Raw genomic sequence first — 17,126 nt, 5'->3', positions numbered from 1 at the left:
AGAGAGAAGACGGACAAACCCCGTTTTACGGGGCATGCACATGCGGCATTTCGATTCACTCAAAACTTTCCCCGGACAGCCCTGCTCCTTGCGGGGGAGATGTCCGGCAGGACCGAGGGGGGTGTGAAGGATCGCGGCCGCAGCAAATGGGGCTGTTGACCTCACCAGCCATCCGCCCGATAGGTCCGCCCCAAGCATACCACCCGAGAAACCCGATGACCTCAGACACCAAACTCCACCCCGCACCCGCCGTCGCCCCCGACGCTGCCTGGCAGGCAGAAATCCGCGCCGGTGTTCGCCACGTCCGCGATCTCGCCTCCCTGCCGCTGTCGCCAGCCGAGCGTGCGGCGGCTCAAGCGGCTGCGGCGAACCACAAGGTGCGCGTTCCCAAAGCCTATCTCGACCTGATCGACTGGAACGACCCCGCCGATCCGATCCGGGCGCAGGTCATCCCGTCGCCCGACGAATTGATGGAGCAGGACGGCGAGCTCGACGATCCGATCGCCGACCATGGGTTCAGCCCGCTGCCGCGGCTGACGCATCGCCATGCCGACCGGGTGCTGCTGTTCCCGACCTATCAATGCGCGGTCTATTGCCGGTTCTGCTTCCGTAAGGAGTCGCTGACCGCGATCGGCCGCGGCTATACGCGCGAGGCGCTGGAGCCGGCGCTGGGCTATATCGCCGATCACCCCGAAATCCGTGAGGTGATCCTGACCGGCGGCGATCCGCTGTCCTTGTCCGACAAGGCCTTGGCCGAAATCTTCGCGCGCATCGAGGCTATCGCGCATGTGCGGCTCCTGCGCGTCCACACGCGCGTTCCGGTGGCGCTGCCCTCGCGCATCACGCCGGGCCTGGTCGCGGCCTTGCAAGGCCGGCTCATGGTCACAATCGTCACCCATTTCAACCACGCGCGGGAGATCACGCCCGCTACAGAGACAGCCTGCCGCAGGCTACGCCATGCCGGCTTCGTGTTGCTCAACCAGAGCGTCTTGCTCAAGGGCGTCAACGACAGCGTCGAGGTGCTGGAGGAGCTCTGCCGCGAGCTGATGTACCGCCTTGGCGTCAAACCCTACTACCTCCACCATGGCGACCTCGCGCGCGGCATGGCGCATCGGCGCACGACGATCGAGCAGGGACAGGCGCTGGCCGGCGCTTTACGGGCGCGACTGTCGGGCATCTGCAACCCCGTCTATGTGCTCGACCTGCCGGAAGGTGGCGGCAAGGTGCCGATCGGGCCTTGCCATGTCGAGGGACGGGACGGGGAGAGCTGGCAGTTGCGTGGGCTCGATGGCGAGGTGAGGGGATACACGGAGGTGGTTGGCGAGTAGGGCGTTAACGCGCCTCGACAAACGCCAGCACGACCACACGCGGGGCATCGCAGTGTGCGAGGCGGACCTGGCGGCCTGACTTCGTCGTCGCCTGGCCTGAGTTCAGGTCGACGGCGATGTCCTCATAGCCCAGCACCTCGCGATCGAGCGGATAGACGGCCTTGTAGACCGCTTCCTTGGCGGCGAAGAGGATGCGGCCGGCAAGATCCCGGTCGGCTGCGTCCGTCCTATCGGCAGGGATTGCAACAAGTGCGAAGACGTCGTCCGGAAGCGGCTGCGCGGGCTCGACGTCGATACCCAGCGAGCTGATATGGCCAATGGGTGCGACCGCTGCCACGGCCATGTCATCGTCATGGGCCAGCGAGCCGGTGATCCCGTCGGGCCAGACCGGTGCACCGGATGGTGTGCGCGGGACGGCGACATCGTTGACGCCAAGTTCCGTCAGCAGTTCGTGTGCGATCCACCGAGCCGCGCCGCTGGCCCGCCGCATGGCCGGCTGGCGCACTGACATAGAGCGCGCCTCTTCGGGCAGCAGATGGCCCTCGTCACCGTCGCGTATCGCTCGGCATCCGACCCGGACGCCGGCGGGCGCAATGGCGATCATCGCCCGCAGCAGGGATGTTTGCGCCAGCGCGATTTCAGGCACGATCGTCCGTCTGCGCAGACAGGACCAGATCGGCGATCATTTCGCCGTCCTCGTCGAGCCCTTCTTCTACGAAACCGGCGCTGCGATAGAGGTTTCGTGCAGCTTCATTGTCCGGTTCGTAGCAGATTGAAACGTGGCTGATGTGGCCGAGCCCAATGATTTCGTCCAGCACTTCGCGCAACGCGGCCTTGCCATAGCCTCTGCCCTGCGAGGCGCGGTCGATCATGAAGCGGTAGATGCGCGCCTCGTCGTCATCTCGCGGTGCATCGTACATGAGGAAACCGACGACACGATCGCCGGCCATTATGACGCGTGGCTGCGCGTCTTCGTCCGTTTCGGCTTCGTCGAGCGAGTCCGCATTGCTGGCGACGAAATCCATCTGCTCCGGAGCGAGCTCCAGGGCCGCGACCAGGGCCCGGTTGGCCCCGGTCACGGAAACGAGACGGATGTCTGCGCTCTTCAAGCCGATGCCGTTCTTCAAATCGAAGTCCGGGAGCCATCGTCGGTGACCGGTTCCACGAACCGGTACAGCTTGGCCGGGTTGCCCCGCCATATGGAATTGGGCTCGAGCTCTTCGCCCTTCATCACGAAGGAATCGACATCGACCACCGATCCTTCGCCCATCACAACACCGTAGTGGACAAAGGCGGAAGGTCCGAGCGTGCAGCCCTTGCCGATCCGGATGAAATCGGACTTGAACGCGCCTTCTTCCAGCGAATGGGCCTGGATGACGCAGCCCTCGTTGAGCGTGGCGTCGTCGCCGATCTCCACCAGCGAGCGCTCGGTCAAATTGCTGCCGCCGTCATAGACACGGCTGCCGACCTTGACGCCCAGCAGGCGCAGGATGACCGGCCGGAACGGCGTGCCGGCGAACAGGCCCACGATCGGCGAATCCGCAAGCTTCCAGTGGCGTTCGTGGCGCCAGAACGCGACGTCGTAGATCGTCGTCATCTGCGGCTTCAGCCTGCCAAAACCAAGGCTTGCCCGCTCGACCAGGATGTAGAACGGAATGGTGATCGCCGAGGTCAAAAGCACGGCGGCGAAGAGCGCGACCTCGGCCCATTCGGTATAGTAGTTCAGCGCCCGATCCCAGATCGCCAGCGTGGCGAACAGCATGACCCATTGCGTTGCCACGAACAGAAGGATCGTCACCAGATTGTGGCGGTTCTTCAGCGGGATGCGCTGGCGCCGGTCGGCCTCGTCGACGCCGGCGATAAGCTCCTTGTCGCGGTTCACCATGCGCGGGATTTCAAACGCAGGCGAACCGAGAAGCCCGACATTCTCACGCAGCGGCCCGTCGATGGGGATCATCACCTTGGTGCCGAGCAGCACATTGTCGCCCGTGCGTCCGTCCGGCGGGTAGTAGATGTTGTTGCCGAGGTAGTTGCGTTCGCCGATTCGCGTCTGCTCGAGCCGGAAAGCCGAGGCGGACTTGTGCATGTTGATCATGAACAGCCCGTCCGACACCATGGTCTCGGTGCCGATCTCGCACAGAAGCGGGTTTTCGTGCTGCTGGTTGGAGCCGAAATTGGAACCGGTCTGCACCACCTTGTTGAGGTTCCAGCCGATGGCCCTGATATAGTGCACGATTGCCGAACTGTCGCCAAACAGCAGGCCGAGCACGCGGGAATTGCTCGAGAATTCGGCAACGGTCTGCAGCCAGTAGCGGAAGCCGTACAGTGTGTAGGTTTGGCCTGGCTTGAGGATCAGGTTTGTCAGGCGCGGCACCAGCGTCGCTGCCAGAAAAGCCATGGCGATGTAGCCGAACAGCGTGACCGTGGTGCCGATCGCGACGATGCCGATCGTCTCCTGATAGTCGTCGCCGACATTCTCCCAATAGCTGTGGAACAGCAGCGGCAAAGGGGTGACGATGGCAAACAGCCCGATCAGCTGAACCGCTTCGAAGAGGAAGCGCCGGATGTTGGAAGGATCGACATTGCGCACCTTGCAATAGTCCGCCGTGGTCGGCACGGCCGGCGATCCATGCCAGCGTTCGCCGTTCGGTATGCTTTGCCCGCGGTGCAGCGAGGATGAATGGCCGAGCTGGGCGCCGTCCCCGATCCTGGTGTCGATGTCGAGCGTGGAGCCGACGCCCACGAAGGCGTCGCGACCGATGGTCAGCGGCCCGGTATGGATATAGCCGGACTGGGCTCGATAGCCGAGGACCATGGATTCCTTGCGCAGAATGGTGTTGGCGCCGATGGAAATGAGATCGGTGCAGACGGGCACGGATTTCGATTCGATGACGGCGTTTTTTCCGAGTTTGGTGCCGAGAAGCTGCAGATAGAGACTGTAGAGCGGGCTGCCCCGGAACAGCACGACGGGTGCGGTGCGGATCAATGTCTTGACGACCCAGAAGCGGAAGTAGCGCACGCCCCAGATGGGAAACGCCTCGGCCTTCCAACGGCCGATGAGAACCCATTTGGCTATGACGGCAAAGCCCGACATGCCGAAGAACACACCGGCCGAGAGCGCCACGCAGCGCAGGTACAGCTGCAGCGGATCGTCGAGCGCGTCGTACATCCAGGTGAGGCCGCCATTGATCGCCCACAGGGCGACATAGCTGTAGAGCCCGTAGAACAGCAGCTGTGCGGCGCCGCAGGTCCAGTAGGCAAAATTCGATGCCCGGCGGGTGAGGACTGGCTCATTGGTGGCCGTGGTCATCTCCTCCGCAACGCGGAGATGCCGCGCCAGGAGCGCCACGGTCGGATAGAGATAGATGTCGCGCATCGAGGCCGTCGCCCATTCCTTCCTAGTGCGCACGCGCGCGCAGAAATGGGCCATCAGCAGCGAGTTGGCGCCGAGATCGTCGAAGAAATTGTCCTCGACGGACACTTCGTCGAATTTAAGCACCGCGGCCAGTGCCTCGGCCAGGAAACGCTCGTCGTCATTGCCGGGCGCCACCATCGCGCGATCGGCCGAAAGCCGGATGCTTGTCGGTTTCGGCAGCTGGCGCAGGTCCACCTTGTTGGAGACCGTCATCGGGATGACAGGCAGCTCCTCCAGATAGGACGGCACCATGTAATCCGGCAGCCGCCGCTTCATCGTCTGGGCGAGATCCGCACGCGAGATCACCGGCTGGCCGGCCTTGGGGGCGTAATAGGCGACGAGTTCGACGCGGCCGGGCTCGATCTCCCAGGTGGTGACGGCAGCCTGTGCGATCTCGGGCTGGTCGAGCAGCACCGCCTCGATCTCGCCGAGCTCGATGCGGTAGCCACGGATCTTCACCTGGGTGTCGATGCGCCCGGCATATTCGATTTCGCCGCTATCGTTGATCCGGCCAAGATCGCCCGTCCGGTAGATGCGCTTCGACGGGTTGTTCGGCAGGCCGACGAAATCGGCGATGAATTTTTGTTCGGTAAGGTCCGGCCTGTTGAGATAGCCGACCGCGAGCCCGATGCCGGCGATCCCGATCTCGCCCAGTTCGCCGGGCTCGGCAAGCTGCGGCAGCGAAGCGTCAAGAATGACGATCGAATAGGTCGGCAGCGGCGCGCCTATGGTGACGGGGCTGTCCGGCGTCAGCGCACCCATGGTTGCGGTGACGGTCGCCTCGGTGGGGCCATAGGTGTTGAGGATCTGCCGTCCCGGCTTCGACCAGCGCACCACCAGATTGTGCGGGCAGGCCTCGCCGCCGACCAGCAGCGTGCGCAGGCTGGGCACGTCCGATGTCATCGACGACAGAAGCGTCGGGCTGCAGGCCATGCAGGTGATGTCGTGGTGGCGCAGGAAATCGGCCAGTTCCTCGCCCACCAGGGGCATCTGGCCCGGCGCCGGCACGACCGTCGCGCCGGCGACGAACGGCACCCAGATCTCTTCGGAAGAAAAGTCGAAGGCGATGGTCATGCCCTGATAGACGCGATCGCCCGGCCGGTAGCCGTAGGAAGCGGCGGCGACGCGGATGAAATTGACGAAGCTCTGGTGCTTGATAACGACGCCCTTGGGTCGGCCTGTCGTGCCGGACGTGTAGAGGATATAGCAGGTGTCGTCCGAGGTCTTGGCATGCGGCTTCAGCGGCGCGTCGGACTGTTTGGAGATTTCGGCAGCCGCGCTGTCGATCAGCAGATGCGGAACCGGCAATTGGCCGGCGCGCGACGCATAGGCGGCGATGGTGACGATCAGGCTCACGTTGGCGTCTTCGATGATGAGCGTCATGCGCTCTTCGGGAAATGCCGTGGCCAGCGGCACGAAGGCGGCACCCGCCTTCACCACCGCGAGAAGTGCAACATAGGTCTCCGCCGAGCGATCGAGGATGAGCCCGACCCGGTCGCCCGGCCGCACGCCGCGCTTGACCAGCAGGCGGGCGAACTGGTTGGCCCGCTTGTCCAGTTCCTGATAGGTCCAGGCCCGCCCGTCGGAAATCACCGCCGGCAAGGCGGCGAATGCCTGCGCGAGCTGTTCGAAGACCGTGTCGAGCCGCTCCCCGGGCAGCCCTTGCCGGGCAAAGTCGGCGCCCGTCAGGATCTGCCCGTGCGTGACCGTTGCTGGGGTTGTTTTTGCGAGTGCATCGACGCTTGCCAGTTCAGCTTCGGGCGGGCTGCCCGGTCTTGCCGCGTCCAGTCCGGCGATATCGGCACCGTAATCCATGTCCATGCTTTCTCGTCCTGGTCGGCAAACGCCCGGCGCGGCCATTTCCGGCCGCTGCGGCAGGCTTATGCCATCCGATTTTTTCGCCAGTTTTTCCGAACTGTTGAAATTTGTTTCTGGAGTGTGTCTGCGCTTGCTGGGGACTATCGGCCGCTGCGCGATCTTGTCCGTCGGGCGCCGGCGTCGCCCGAGCGTTTTTCTGGAACCAGCCTTGAGGCGCTGCATTTTATTAGCAGCGGCTCAAGGAGCGTGACGTGAAAGCGGTGTTGGGACTGGTCTGCGGTTTCGTGCTGACGCTAGCGGTCTTCGGCAGCGGGCTGGGGTTCGCAGCTTGGCTGCTAGCCGCGAAGTCGCCGCGCCAGGCATCGGCCACCGTCAGCGTGGCGGAGCTGTGGACCAAAAAAGCGCGTCCGGTGAACAAGGCGGACCAGAGCCTCGAGCGTCTGCCGACCGAACAGTCCGCACCGGCCGACATCCCCGCCAAGCCGCAGCCGCAAGAAGCGAAACCCGATCCGACCATGACCGGCGCCGTCGCGCCCGTCGCGCCCGACGCGGCCGAACTGTCGCCTCCGCATCTCGCCTGGTGCGCCAGCCGCTACCGTTCCTACCGGGCCGACGACAACAGCTACATGTCCTATAGCGGGCTGCAACGCCCCTGCATCTCGCCCTATCTCGACGTGGCCGATCGCGCCGCCCAGCCAGGCGAGGGCTATGGCGGCGAAAACGGCACAGGATTGGGCGTCTACGCAACCGATGACGGCGGCGCCGAGCTTTCCGCCGACCATGTCGACTATTGCTTCAGCCGCTACCGCTCCTACCGGCCGGAAGACAACAGCTACCAGCCATATTCCGGCGGACCGAGGCGGCAATGCCAGTAGGCGTGGCTAGTGGGATCGCGGGCCCGCACGCCAAAAGCCATTGCGCGATCCCGTCACGCGATTTTCGGATCGTTCGGATCGGCACAACGTTTATCCCTGACCCAAGGAGGACCTGAGACATGGACCACGACCGGAACGACAGGATACGTGAGCGCGCATACCAGATCTGGGAACGAGAAGGCAGGATGCAGGGTGATCCCGAGCGGCACTGGCTCCAGGCCGAGGCCGAGATCGACAGAGAGGCAGCGCTGCCGCTGACGGCAGGCGATGCTGCGCCCGGCGAGATCGCCAGCACCGACGTGCTGGAAGTCGAGGCGCTGGCGGTGCGCACCGGCATATCGGGCGACGAAGCACAGGAACTGATCGACAGGCTGGGCCACGACCGCGCCGCCGTCGAACAAGCCGCGCGCACCCTGAGCGCCAAAAGGCGGCGAAGCCCTGATGAGGGACAAGCGAAATGATCCGGAAGCTCAAAGACGGAAAATACCGCCTCTATTCACGCAAGAAGGACGAAAAGACCGGCAAGCGGCGGAACCTGGGCAGGTTCGACACCCGCGAGGCGGCGGAGAAGCATGAGAAGGAGGTGCAGTATTTCAAGCGGCATTGAGGGCGCCGCTGTTCGCAGGACAGGCAAGCCGCAGGCCTGTGGCAACCCTCTACTGCAGCGTCCGTGCACTCTGCCAAAGCCAGATTGCGAGCGAGCCGGATCGCCCACGGATCTGTGTTTCCACAGGTCCTTTCAGGGTACCGGATTTGAACAACACGCACTCGCGGCCGGCGACATTAAGCATTATGTCACTCACCGCGACTTCAGCATTCTGGTCGGCCGCGATCTCCATCAAGCGACTGGCAACGTTGACTGTGTCACCTATGGCTGCGATGTGCTGACGGCCTTCGCTGCCGAGCCGAGAGGCTACGATTGTTCCGTGGTGGGCTCCAATCTTGAAGCCGAGCCGGGATGCAGTCGATGCAGGCAACGAGGCGAGCCAATCGTTGGTGCGCTTGGAGAGCCCCACACAACAGCGGGCGGCATTGAAGGCGTCATTTGTCGCTGGTTCAGGCAGACCGAACAGGATCATGGCTCCATCGCCCATGAAATTCGTGACGACGCCACCGCAGCTCGTCACTTCTTCGCCGACCAACGCATGAAAACCGTTCAGGAGTTCGCGTGTGGCGACCGGTCCCAAGGTTTCACTCAGTCCCGTGAAGCCGGACAGATCGATGAACAGGATGGCGGCGTCTCGCCGGACGGGCTCCGAGAGGAAGTCGCCATGCTTGGCCAGCCACTCCCCCATGCCTGGGGCTTCAACGCGTTGAAGCAATTGGCTCTGCGTTGCGAAAAATTGGGCCCGGCGCCTGCCCAGCCAAAGCTGCGCGGCCCCGAACAGGATGACCGGCGGAACGGCGGCGGTCATCGGTAACGCGGCGCTCAGCCAGATGTGGTGCGAGAAAGCGGTCATGTTGACCACCAACCAGATCAGGATCACGCCGGCGATCGCCGCGAGGCCGCCGGCGTTTCGCCGCCATGCCAACAGCCCGACAAGAATCATTGGCAGCACCACTGCAAAGCCGGCATCCGCAAGCCGAACATGCTGGTCCCGCACTATTCCGTCGCCGGCCATCAGATGAGCAATCGCCGTCGATATGACTTCGACGCCCGGGAGTATGGGATCGAACGGTGTCGGGAAAACATCGCCGGTGCCCGTTGCCGTTGCTCCGATCACAACAATTCGATCCCGGATCGTGCCGGGATCGAATTGGCCGTCCAGCACGGTCGCCGCGCTGATCGTGCGGATCGTGCCGCGGGGACCATAGAATGTCAGGGGCAGGATGTGACCAATGTCCGTCCGAATGGACCGTCCGCCCAGGGATAGATGATCGGCTGCGATTTCTGGATCCTCTCCTGCTGCCATGGCGGCAACACGCAAGGGGAAAGACGCTTCCAGCCGATCTCCGGCCCGAAACAGCAACGGCACGAACCGGGGCGTTCCCGTCTTGTCGGTGGCCACGTTCACGACGCCGACAGCCGCGACATCCGAGAACGCTTTCAGGGGCCACAGGAACCGCTCGGCATTCGGCACGCCGGCGATGGGTCCTTCGCCCACCGTCCATTGTTTGCCTCCGGGGTAGACCGCCGCGGCTGCGATTACGCTTGCACCCCCGCTCAGCGAACGCGCGAGCGCCTCATCATTGTCTTTTGCCGCGGGATCGACCAGCAGCAGGTCGAGCGCAATGGCTTTCGGTCCAAGCCGCGCTATCGTATCGACAAGCCGGGCAAGCGTGGCGCGGTTGAGGGGATATGTACCCTCGTGCCGCACCGCGTCGTCGTCTATCGCGACAATGGTCATCAGCTCCGGTGGCTTTGCCGTTCCTCGAACAAGCGTTCGAAGATCGGTCATCGTTGCTTCGACGCGATCGAGAAGCCACAAATTGCCGCGCCAGTGCGCGAAGCCCAGGCCGGCGCCCCAAAGACCCGCCAGGATGAGCGCGATCAGCGTCGGAAGCGCTCGCCTGCTCACAGCAGTTCACTGGCCGAAACGGGCCAGCAATGCGGAAACGCGCTTGGCGGGCCAGCGCTTGACGGCCAGTGGTCCTGTTCCGGCCGCGACGTCGACGCCTTCGCCCGGCGCCAGCACCACGCCGGCACTGGACGCCGGCCGGTTTACGGCGACGCGACCCCTGAGGACGAAAACAGACGTCTTGCCCTGGCCAACGTCGACCGCCCATTTGGTGCCGCGCGCCGCGGCGATCGCCTGCGGGGTGACAACCGCGAAGCCACCCGGGACCGAGCCGGCTGGAGCATCGAGCAGCAGCGCCTTGCGCCGCAACCTGACCACATCGGCCCTGCCGTTTCGATCGCGGTCCAACAGCGTAAAACGAGCGCCACCTTCCACAATGATGGTAATGCCTTCCCGACATTTCAGAATCTGTCGGGATGTGCCGGCCACCGGCTTGAACGTACACTCTGCGTCCTGCGCCAGGGCGGCATCCATCCAGAAGACACCGGTAAACAGGCCAGCCATCATCAGGCTGCGGAAAAATCGGTCCCTTGCGCTCATCACCGCCCCCTTGCTCTTGCGAAAATTTGCGGCCAAGAAAATCTGCTGTCGTCAGCCTGTGCTTGCCAACCGGCACTTGCAGCCGCTTTGCGCAGAGGCGGCAGGGTGCCGACCGGCGATCCTAGCACGACAAACCTGTTCCGACACCAAGCAAGGCCCCGGCCGCGATGCGAATGTCGACGAATATCAGGCGGCGACCTTTACTGCCAATGATACGGTCGAGGTGCTGGGGACCGGCAATGACCGACCACACCTCAGCGTAAAAACCCTGGGCCATGGCGACCTCAAGCGGCATGCCGCACCCTGCCGAAGGCCAAGCGCCGCCGTTCGATAGGAATTTATTCTTGACGCCATGAGGGCAGCTATGCTACATATTCGTCCATGGTATCGATCTGTGCCCGCCCGCTAGGCGGGTTTTTGCGTTTTTGCTTCGTCAATCCCGACAAGGAACCGATCGACGGGGGAGAGGAAAGGCGCGAGTTCGCCAACCTTGGCGCCTTCCTCTCCCTCCGGAGGGGGAGAGGTGGCGCCGCGAAGCGGCGACAGAGTGGGGGAAGGCGTTAGCGAAACGCGCAGCCGCAAGACAGGCACAACCGGGCGAGCAGGAAAGCTCAGGCATGCGGCATTCAGGCGGAAGCATTGCTTCGATGAAAGGTCGCCCCCCACTCCGTCGAGCTTCGCTCGCCACCTCTCCCCCGATCGACGGGGGAGAGGAAAGGCGCGAGATTTTCCCACCGATCACGCGCGGCCGGCTCGGCATGACAATTTTGCCACTTTGCTGGCCTCCTGCAGGCCTCCCGACTCTCCTCAAACGATCTTGACGCGCCGCGTGACCTGGCCATTGCTCTCCCAGTATGTGTGCTTTTTGGCTATCAGGGGATCGTCCATTGCCGGTTGAACCTGTCCCGTGGTGCTGATCGCGCGCGAGGTTACCGTGTGTTCTCCCGGCGAGGGATTTGCCCAGGGCAGGGACCAGATTTTCCAGGCGTGTTCGGCCTCCTCGCTGTGGTCGATGGTCGCCGGCGCCCAAGGCGCTTGATCGATTTGCACTTCGACCCTGTCGATCGGTGCCCCCCAGGCCGCGCCGATGATGGCGAAGTCCGCGCCTTTCTTGGTGACCTTCGCGGGTGCCGACTTTAGCAGCGCTCGGCCCACCGAGGTCTCGGCCCAAACGGTCTCGCCATTGTGGTCTTCCTCGCGGATGGTGACATAGTCGCGGGCCATCAGAAGGCTCATGAACCTTGTGTCGCGAACTTCGATGCGTTTCAGCCACTTGACGTTGGCGATCCCGTACCAGCCCGGAGCGATGAGCCGCAGCGGGGAACCATTGGCCGCCGGCAAGGCGGCGCCGTTCATTTCATAGCAGAGCAGATTGTCGGGGCTCATCGCGTCGGCGAGCGACATGCTGCGCGCGAAATTCTGCTTCATCTTGACGTCGCGTATGGCGACCTCGCTTTCGTCAGTACCGAAAAAGACGACCTCGATGCCCTTCTCCAGCACGCCGGCTTCCTCGAGGATCGGCGCCAGCGGCGTCCCTGCCCAGCGGGCATTGCCAATGCCGCCGGTGAAAAAGGGAAAACCGTGGTTGCCCGAGCATTCCACCGTGAAAACCACCTCCTTGCGCGGCCGCGCCTTGATGTCAGCGAGCGTCAGCTTCAGGGGCTTCTTGACCAGGCCCTCGATCTCCATGGACCATGTCTTCTCGTCGATCGTCGGTCGATTGAAATGCGAGATGCTGAAGAACTTGTCGTTTGGCGTTATCCAGCTATCCAGATCCTCCCAGACAAGCTGCGTCTTGATACCTTCCGGATTGGGGTTTTCGGTCGGCTGATCCAGCCACGGAACAACTTCCTCGCCCGCCCGTGTTGGAAAAGCGTAGGCGCGACGCGACAGAGCAGCGATTGCGACAAGAGTCGCGCTTCCTTGAATAAGAAGTTCTCTGCGTTGAATGCTATGCATGTTGTTTACCTCCCAGTTGATCCGGAACAGGCTGCAACGTGCGATAGGCCGTAGCCTGATCACGGATAGGCGGCACAATGAAAGTCATGCCCAGCCGGAAGTATCCGGATAGGTCAGACAATCACCGACGCACCTCAAGCATGTGTTGGGCGAAACTCTAGCATGCGTTTCGCAACCCAAGAGTGCGCCTTTGAAAAGGACGTGTCCACAACCTGGACGGGACATGACAATTTTGTGGCAGGCCGATTTCCTGTCCTGCCAGGATCATTGCTGCGAAGATCGCAACAAACCGGCCGGGGCCTTCGGTGGGGCGCAAGGGCGGAGGCGCTGAAGTTGCGCCGCCGCGATCGCCTGGTGGCGAGTTCCGACGTGCTGGAGGTCGAGGTGCGCACCGGCATATCGGACGACGAGGCGCAGGCGCAGATCGACAGGCTGGGCAGCCGCGGCACCGTCGAGCAAGCCGCGCGCAGCCTCAAGGCCAGGCGGAAATCCTGATCGCCAGGCAGAGCGAGATGATCCGGAAACTGAAAGGCGGAAAATACCGGCTTTATTCGCGGAAGAAGGACGAAAAAGGGAAAAAGGCGGAACCTGGGCGCGTCCGATACGCGCGAGGCGGCGGAGAAGCATGAGCGGGAGGTGCAGTATTTCAAGCGGCATTGAGGGGGCGAGTCGGGAACCAGAACTTCAGGCGCAACAGGTTGTCGTGTGTCCTGAAAGCACAACATGCGGATATTCAGGGGGCTATGGTGTGACCGGGTTGACGCTTTCGCTTTCGCGAGCGTCGTGCCGCCAATTCATTTTGATAGGCGGCCTCGTCTCGACGAAGTTTCCTGTCAGCCCGCATAAATGCCTTGGGAATTGCATCCCTTATTTTGATGAAGGTCTGTATCTCTAGGATACGATCGAGGTTCTTGAGGCTGCCAGTTAGCAATGTCGTAATTTGCAGCAAAGAATAGGCGGTATGCTGTGCTGGCTCAACCAAACCTGCGTTGGTGCGACCCGCCACAAGGACGTTATCCCGCCCGAAACTCGACAGGCGGAAAAACATAGTTCGCGCGCCGGCGTGAACGTTGAAGCTTGCCATTTTGTAATATGCGTTCATACCGGCGCGGCCAGCTTCTTCCTGAAGATCTTTGAAAGTAGGTTTTCTTTTGTTCAATCGTTTTGCCGCCCATCCGTATGGCGAGGCGAATTCCGTGCCATAGCTTGCGATAGATTCAGAAAATTCCATGTCGATGCTACGTTGTTCCCTTTTTCCAATTGGTGCATACCCCAGAGGAACTTGCGTCTGATTGTAATCATCTGCTTGTCGCTTCACTTCAACGGCGTCGTGGTTAATGTAGCGTTCCGCCAGAGTTTCGTCGCCGTCGGCGATAAGGGTCGCCACAATCGAAAGCTCATGCAGGGTGCGCCAGCGGGCCATCGCGCCATCGGCAAACCCGTTGGACATGAGGGTGATGACCTCATCGGCAACTTGGCATGATCGAGCGTGCAGATTGGTGAGAACGAATTCACGATTGGAATGCTTTTTTGATTTCGATCTCTGGCGCCGTTTGAGATTTTCGCTGCCAAACTCCCGGCAGCAAGTTAAGAGCATGCGCAGAAGGTCCAAGCCCTCGCCCCAGCGCTCTTCAATCCGCTCACAAAATTCATCGGTCTCGAAACGCTGAATAGCCCCCTCTGTAGGCCAGCGGTCTTTCAGATTCTTAAAATAATGACTTCCGGCTCTGTCGAAAACTTCCTGGGTGATGTGGGGTAGCCGCTCAGTAATTTTCAAAGTTAGTGCTTTAAGCTCGAGGGCATCTGTCTTATCAAGCTTGAGTGTCAGATTCCGAAGTTCGTGCGGCTCCTCGCCGGTCTCTTTGTCGATCCAGATGAAGGGTTGGTCGCGTCTAGATGCGATGTGATCTGCTAAGGCATCGATCGCCGCTTGGGGAATTTCAATACCGTCACGCGCCAGCTTTTTCTCCAAGAGCTGACGCATTACCGTCTTTGAAATATTTCCGATCTGAGCTCGGAAGATTTTATGCATCGAGTCCATCGTTTGGCGGCAGCTTTTCCTAGATCGAGGGAGAATTGGGAAAAATCGCTCTTGAACATTCGCGACTAGGCGGGCGGCTCAAGGATGTTATAGCGAGAGCCAAGCGCCACCCACCAGGTGAGGCAAGAGTCCGATTGGCTAGGCCCTAACCTTCTGCGCACCCTACCTTTGTCAATCACACGTTGGCTCGTCCGAATAATACGTGTCCGACAACTTGTATTCGGTCAGGATGAAGTGACGAGCAAGGGCGTGGATCACCTCAGCTGCAGAATAGAGGCGTTGAATCTCCGGCGAAGCATCGGCATCGGAGGGAAAGCATTCCGATGCGTGTGCCGTCGCCACTCGGCAGTTGTCAAAAACATACTTTTCAATATCCTTACCCTTGCGATCAGAATCGAACCGCACAAGGACTTCTCGGCGGAGCGAGGCAGAGACCTTCGCGAACACATCTTTGATCCAGAGCTTTGTTAGGTTCTGCTCGCCACGCTTTGAGCTCGATCTTTTTTCGAAGACCTTGAAGAAGCTCAGCACCTCGAAGGTGACCAGTCCCGCTTGACGGGCGTTGAGGCCCTCCCTGTAATATGCCAGCCGCTGAAGCAATTCTAGATTTTCAGGGAGGGATCGGTTGAACACCCAATCTGGCGTCGTTGAGAACCCGCCCTCAGAACGTCGAACAGGAACCGGCACTGGGTTGCCCGACCAACCATCCCCCAGCGCTGCGTAGCGGTCGTCGCACCAGCTTAGCAAGCTAAGGAAACGATTGAGAAGGGTCCTTGCGGCTTCTGCGGAAAGTCGCTCGTTTGCCAGGTCGATGCTGATCGAATGCGAATTTTCCTTTGTCCTAGGAAACATTACGAAATGGTGGCCCGCAAACTGCGTGCGAGTCGGTTCCTTCGGCCATGTAACCTGTGTGTCGATGCCGAGATTCATGAATCGCGAATTGCGGCGTGCACCTAGGCGGTGGTGAAAGTCATCACGCTCCTCTTCAGTTTCATATTCTTGCCAATCGGTCTTCAGTGGCAGGTCGAGATGCCGCGAAATAGCGACGTCTCTACGGAGTCGGTTGAAGAATTCGCGCCCCAATACTAGCTGCCGCGCGGATGGAGCGTGAATACGGTCGTGGTCGTAGCCCTGTTCCGCTCCCTCACGGAGCAGAGTGACGGCCATATCGGAGACATAGGAAATGGTCCTTCTTTCCCCACCCTCTTCGACCACGGCTTTCGCATAGTGCTCGTCACCGTTTTGCTTGCGTGCGATCGAGAACGAAAAGGTGATGACCGATCCGCAAGCCTCATCGCTGGCTAATACGGCCGCGATAGACGCCAACAAGGTCTTCGTCCCTCGAACGGATGCAGCCGGACCACCGACGGCGCAGAGACCGCCGAGGACGAGCGAAACGTGTCCGGCCCAACTAGGCAATGTTGGAACAAATCCCAACACCGCACTGGCGGCCTGTTCATCCGAGAGGCGGACGCCTGCGCGTTCTCGACCGCGTGGCAGTAGACCATAACCACGCAATGTCTCGAAGCGCTTGAGGGTATCCTCAAACTTTCCCGGCTCGGCGAGTTCACGGTGTAGAATGTCAGCGAGATGACGAGCGTACATGTCCAATTTGATACACTGTGCCCACGGTGGGTGCCAGGGGGCCTAATGAGGTTCGAATGTCTGCTTCTGGCGCTTAGACTTTCGAGCCCCCGACAATGCCTGTCAGGAACCTTAATTCCAGCTGTCCTCTGCCCCCTCGCGTTAACCATTCGTTAACCATTCCCTCGCTAGCGTTTACCTCTCAGTAAGGATTCGCCAGCCGTGACTTTTGCCGCTCCCCTCGAGGCCAAATCCATTCGTTTTCGCGCCCGCTCTTTCGTCGCTTTCACGCTGACTCCGGAAGATCCATTGGCGGCCTGGCTGGAGGGGCTGGATCACTGGATCGGCAACTCGCCGGGGTATTTTTCCGGGCGGCCGGTGCTGCTGGATCTGAACACGCTGAAGCCTGGGCCGAGCGAGATCGCGGGGCTGGTGGCGGAGCTTGGGACGCGCGGCATTCGCATCTATGCCATCGAGCTCGAAGGGGCTTCGCTGGGCGCCGAATTGCCGCCGGTGCTGGTCGGCGCCAAGGAGGCGACGACGGATGGCCTGCTGCCCGGCCGCAAGGCGCGGGAGGATGTTTCCGGCACATCGGATGGCAAGGCCGAGGGCAGGGCGCCTGAAGCCGGCCCGGACAACGACAAGGCTGGCAAGGCTGGCGCAAGCAAGATGGACGAAAGCGAGCCTCAGCTTGCGCAAGAGGTTTCGGGCACGTTGATGATCAAGGCACCGATCCGCTCCGGCCAGGCGATCGTGCATCCGCATGGCGATGTCATCGTGCTGGGATCGGTCGCGTCCGGGTCGGAGATCATCGCGGCGGGCTCGATCCATGTCTACGGCACGCTGCGCGGGCGCGCTTCGGCGGGTGCGCTGGGCAACAAGGGCGCGCGCATCTTTTGCCGCAAGAACGAGGCGGAGCTGCTGGCGATCGACGGCTGGTACGTCACCGCCGAGGAGATGGAAGGCATTTCGCGCGGCAAGCCGGTGCAGGCGTTTCTCGACGGCGAGGGCCTGCGCGTTGCGCCGCTGAGCTGACATTCGATATTG

At 61.8% G+C, this 17,126-nt stretch carries 15 protein-coding genes; 6 read left to right on the top strand and 9 right to left on the bottom strand.

Annotation, left to right across the window (positions count from 1 at the left end):
• The first annotated feature begins 215 nt into the window (after positions 1-215).
• Positions 216-1,328, top strand: coding sequence for a KamA family radical SAM protein (locus NKI20_RS17305; RefSeq protein ID WP_352832293.1), 1,113 nt, complete (start codon positions 216-218; stop codon positions 1,326-1,328).
• 4 nt (positions 1,329-1,332) lie between these two features.
• On the opposite strand, the gene NKI20_RS17300 is transcribed toward NKI20_RS17305, so the two are convergent.
• Genes NKI20_RS17300 through NKI20_RS17290 form a run of 3 tightly spaced genes read right to left on the bottom strand, consistent with a single transcriptional unit; the run spans position 1,333 to position 6,564 of the window.
• Entirely contained in the window at positions 1,333-1,974 is a 642-nt protein-coding gene (locus NKI20_RS17300; protein WP_352832290.1) for a 4'-phosphopantetheinyl transferase family protein, read from the bottom strand.
• Positions 1,967-2,455, bottom strand: coding sequence for a GNAT family N-acetyltransferase (locus NKI20_RS17295; RefSeq protein ID WP_352832287.1), 489 nt, complete (start codon positions 2,453-2,455; stop codon positions 1,967-1,969). Before NKI20_RS17295 ends, NKI20_RS17300 begins: the two co-directional genes overlap by 8 nt.
• Complete coding sequence (locus tag NKI20_RS17290) at positions 2,452-6,564, bottom strand: Pls/PosA family non-ribosomal peptide synthetase (protein ID WP_352832284.1); 4,113 nt, start codon at positions 6,562-6,564, stop codon at positions 2,452-2,454. Before NKI20_RS17290 ends, NKI20_RS17295 begins: the two co-directional genes overlap by 4 nt.
• Before the next feature lie 248 nt (positions 6,565-6,812).
• Between NKI20_RS17290 and NKI20_RS17285 the strand changes: the two genes are divergently transcribed.
• The 3 genes from NKI20_RS17285 (at position 6,813) to NKI20_RS17275 (ending at position 8,043) form a co-directional block, all read left to right on the top strand.
• Positions 6,813-7,436 (top strand): BA14K family protein, encoded by a 624-nt coding sequence (locus NKI20_RS17285; protein ID WP_352832281.1) that lies wholly within the window; start codon positions 6,813-6,815, stop codon positions 7,434-7,436.
• Positions 7,437-7,555: 119 nt separating this feature from the next.
• Complete coding sequence (locus tag NKI20_RS17280) at positions 7,556-7,897, top strand: DUF2934 domain-containing protein (RefSeq protein WP_352832278.1); 342 nt, start codon at positions 7,556-7,558, stop codon at positions 7,895-7,897.
• Positions 7,894-8,043, top strand: a complete 150-nt coding sequence (locus NKI20_RS17275; RefSeq protein WP_352832275.1) for a hypothetical protein — start codon at positions 7,894-7,896, stop codon at positions 8,041-8,043. The genes NKI20_RS17280 and NKI20_RS17275 overlap by 4 nt, the downstream gene beginning before the upstream one ends.
• Positions 8,044-8,092: 49 nt before the next feature.
• On the opposite strand, the gene NKI20_RS17270 is transcribed toward NKI20_RS17275, so the two are convergent.
• The 4 genes from NKI20_RS17270 to NKI20_RS17255 form a co-directional block, all read right to left on the bottom strand.
• Positions 8,093-9,955 (bottom strand): CHASE2 domain-containing protein, encoded by a 1,863-nt coding sequence (locus tag NKI20_RS17270; RefSeq protein ID WP_352832272.1) that lies wholly within the window; start codon positions 9,953-9,955, stop codon positions 8,093-8,095.
• Between the two features lie 6 nt (positions 9,956-9,961).
• The gene (locus NKI20_RS17265) at positions 9,962-10,495 is read right to left on the bottom strand and encodes a FecR domain-containing protein (RefSeq protein WP_502898132.1); all 534 of its coding nucleotides are present in this window, start codon (positions 10,493-10,495) and stop codon (positions 9,962-9,964) included.
• A gap of 121 nt (positions 10,496-10,616) precedes the next feature.
• Positions 10,617-10,790 carry a hypothetical protein gene (locus tag NKI20_RS17260; RefSeq protein ID WP_352832269.1) on the bottom strand — a complete coding sequence of 58 codons (174 nt, stop codon included), beginning with the start codon at positions 10,788-10,790 and terminating at the stop codon, positions 10,617-10,619.
• Positions 10,791-11,302: 512 nt separating this feature from the next.
• The gene (locus NKI20_RS17255) at positions 11,303-12,454 is read right to left on the bottom strand and encodes a sulfite oxidase (protein ID WP_352832266.1); all 1,152 of its coding nucleotides are present in this window, start codon (positions 12,452-12,454) and stop codon (positions 11,303-11,305) included.
• A 354-nt stretch (positions 12,455-12,808) separates the two neighbouring features.
• On the opposite strand from NKI20_RS17255, the gene NKI20_RS17250 reads away from it, so the two are divergent.
• Positions 12,809-12,949 carry a hypothetical protein gene (locus NKI20_RS17250; RefSeq protein ID WP_352832263.1) on the top strand — a complete coding sequence of 47 codons (141 nt, stop codon included), beginning with the start codon at positions 12,809-12,811 and terminating at the stop codon, positions 12,947-12,949.
• Between the two features lie 238 nt (positions 12,950-13,187).
• Here the strand turns inward: NKI20_RS17250 and NKI20_RS17245 are convergent, their stop codons facing one another.
• Positions 13,188-14,486 (bottom strand): DUF5677 domain-containing protein, encoded by a 1,299-nt coding sequence (locus tag NKI20_RS17245; RefSeq protein WP_352832260.1) that lies wholly within the window; start codon positions 14,484-14,486, stop codon positions 13,188-13,190.
• Positions 14,487-14,666: 180 nt separating this feature from the next.
• Entirely contained in the window at positions 14,667-16,100 is a 1,434-nt protein-coding gene (mauJ, locus tag NKI20_RS17240; protein WP_352832257.1) for a methylamine utilization protein MauJ, read from the bottom strand.
• Between the two features lie 201 nt (positions 16,101-16,301).
• Here mauJ and minC point away from each other — a divergent pair, with 201 nt between their 5' ends.
• Positions 16,302-17,114 (top strand): septum site-determining protein MinC, encoded by an 813-nt coding sequence (minC, locus tag NKI20_RS17235; protein WP_352832254.1) that lies wholly within the window; start codon positions 16,302-16,304, stop codon positions 17,112-17,114.
• Positions 17,115-17,126: the final 12 nt, after the last annotated feature.

It is taken from the genome of Mesorhizobium sp. M0830 (assembly GCF_040319965.1).
Lineage (GTDB): Bacteria > Pseudomonadota > Alphaproteobacteria > Rhizobiales > Rhizobiaceae > Mesorhizobium.
The sequence above is the reverse complement of the archived record's forward strand: the minus strand, read 5'-3'. Positions and strand labels throughout refer to the sequence as shown.

What these genes read in the sequence shown, in the direction of transcription:
- NKI20_RS17275 (WP_352832275.1), top strand. Translation starts at nt 7,894, where the DNA reads ATGATCCGGAAGCTCAAAGACGGAAAATACCGCCTCTATTCACGCAAG.
- NKI20_RS17280 (WP_352832278.1), top strand. Translation starts at nt 7,556, where the DNA reads ATGGACCACGACCGGAACGACAGGATACGTGAGCGCGCATACCAGATC.
- NKI20_RS17265 (WP_502898132.1), bottom strand. Translation starts at nt 10,495, where the DNA reads ATGAGCGCAAGGGACCGATTTTTCCGCAGCCTGATGATGGCTGGCCTG.
- mauJ (WP_352832257.1), bottom strand. Translation starts at nt 16,100, where the DNA reads ATGTACGCTCGTCATCTCGCTGACATTCTACACCGTGAACTCGCCGAG.
- NKI20_RS17305 (WP_352832293.1), top strand. Translation starts at nt 216, where the DNA reads ATGACCTCAGACACCAAACTCCACCCCGCACCCGCCGTCGCCCCCGAC.
- NKI20_RS17260 (WP_352832269.1), bottom strand. Translation starts at nt 10,790, where the DNA reads ATGCCGCTTGAGGTCGCCATGGCCCAGGGTTTTTACGCTGAGGTGTGG.
- NKI20_RS17245 (WP_352832260.1), bottom strand. Translation starts at nt 14,486, where the DNA reads ATGCATAAAATCTTCCGAGCTCAGATCGGAAATATTTCAAAGACGGTA.
- NKI20_RS17290 (WP_352832284.1), bottom strand. Translation starts at nt 6,564, where the DNA reads ATGGACATGGATTACGGTGCCGATATCGCCGGACTGGACGCGGCAAGA.
- NKI20_RS17255 (WP_352832266.1), bottom strand. Translation starts at nt 12,454, where the DNA reads ATGCATAGCATTCAACGCAGAGAACTTCTTATTCAAGGAAGCGCGACT.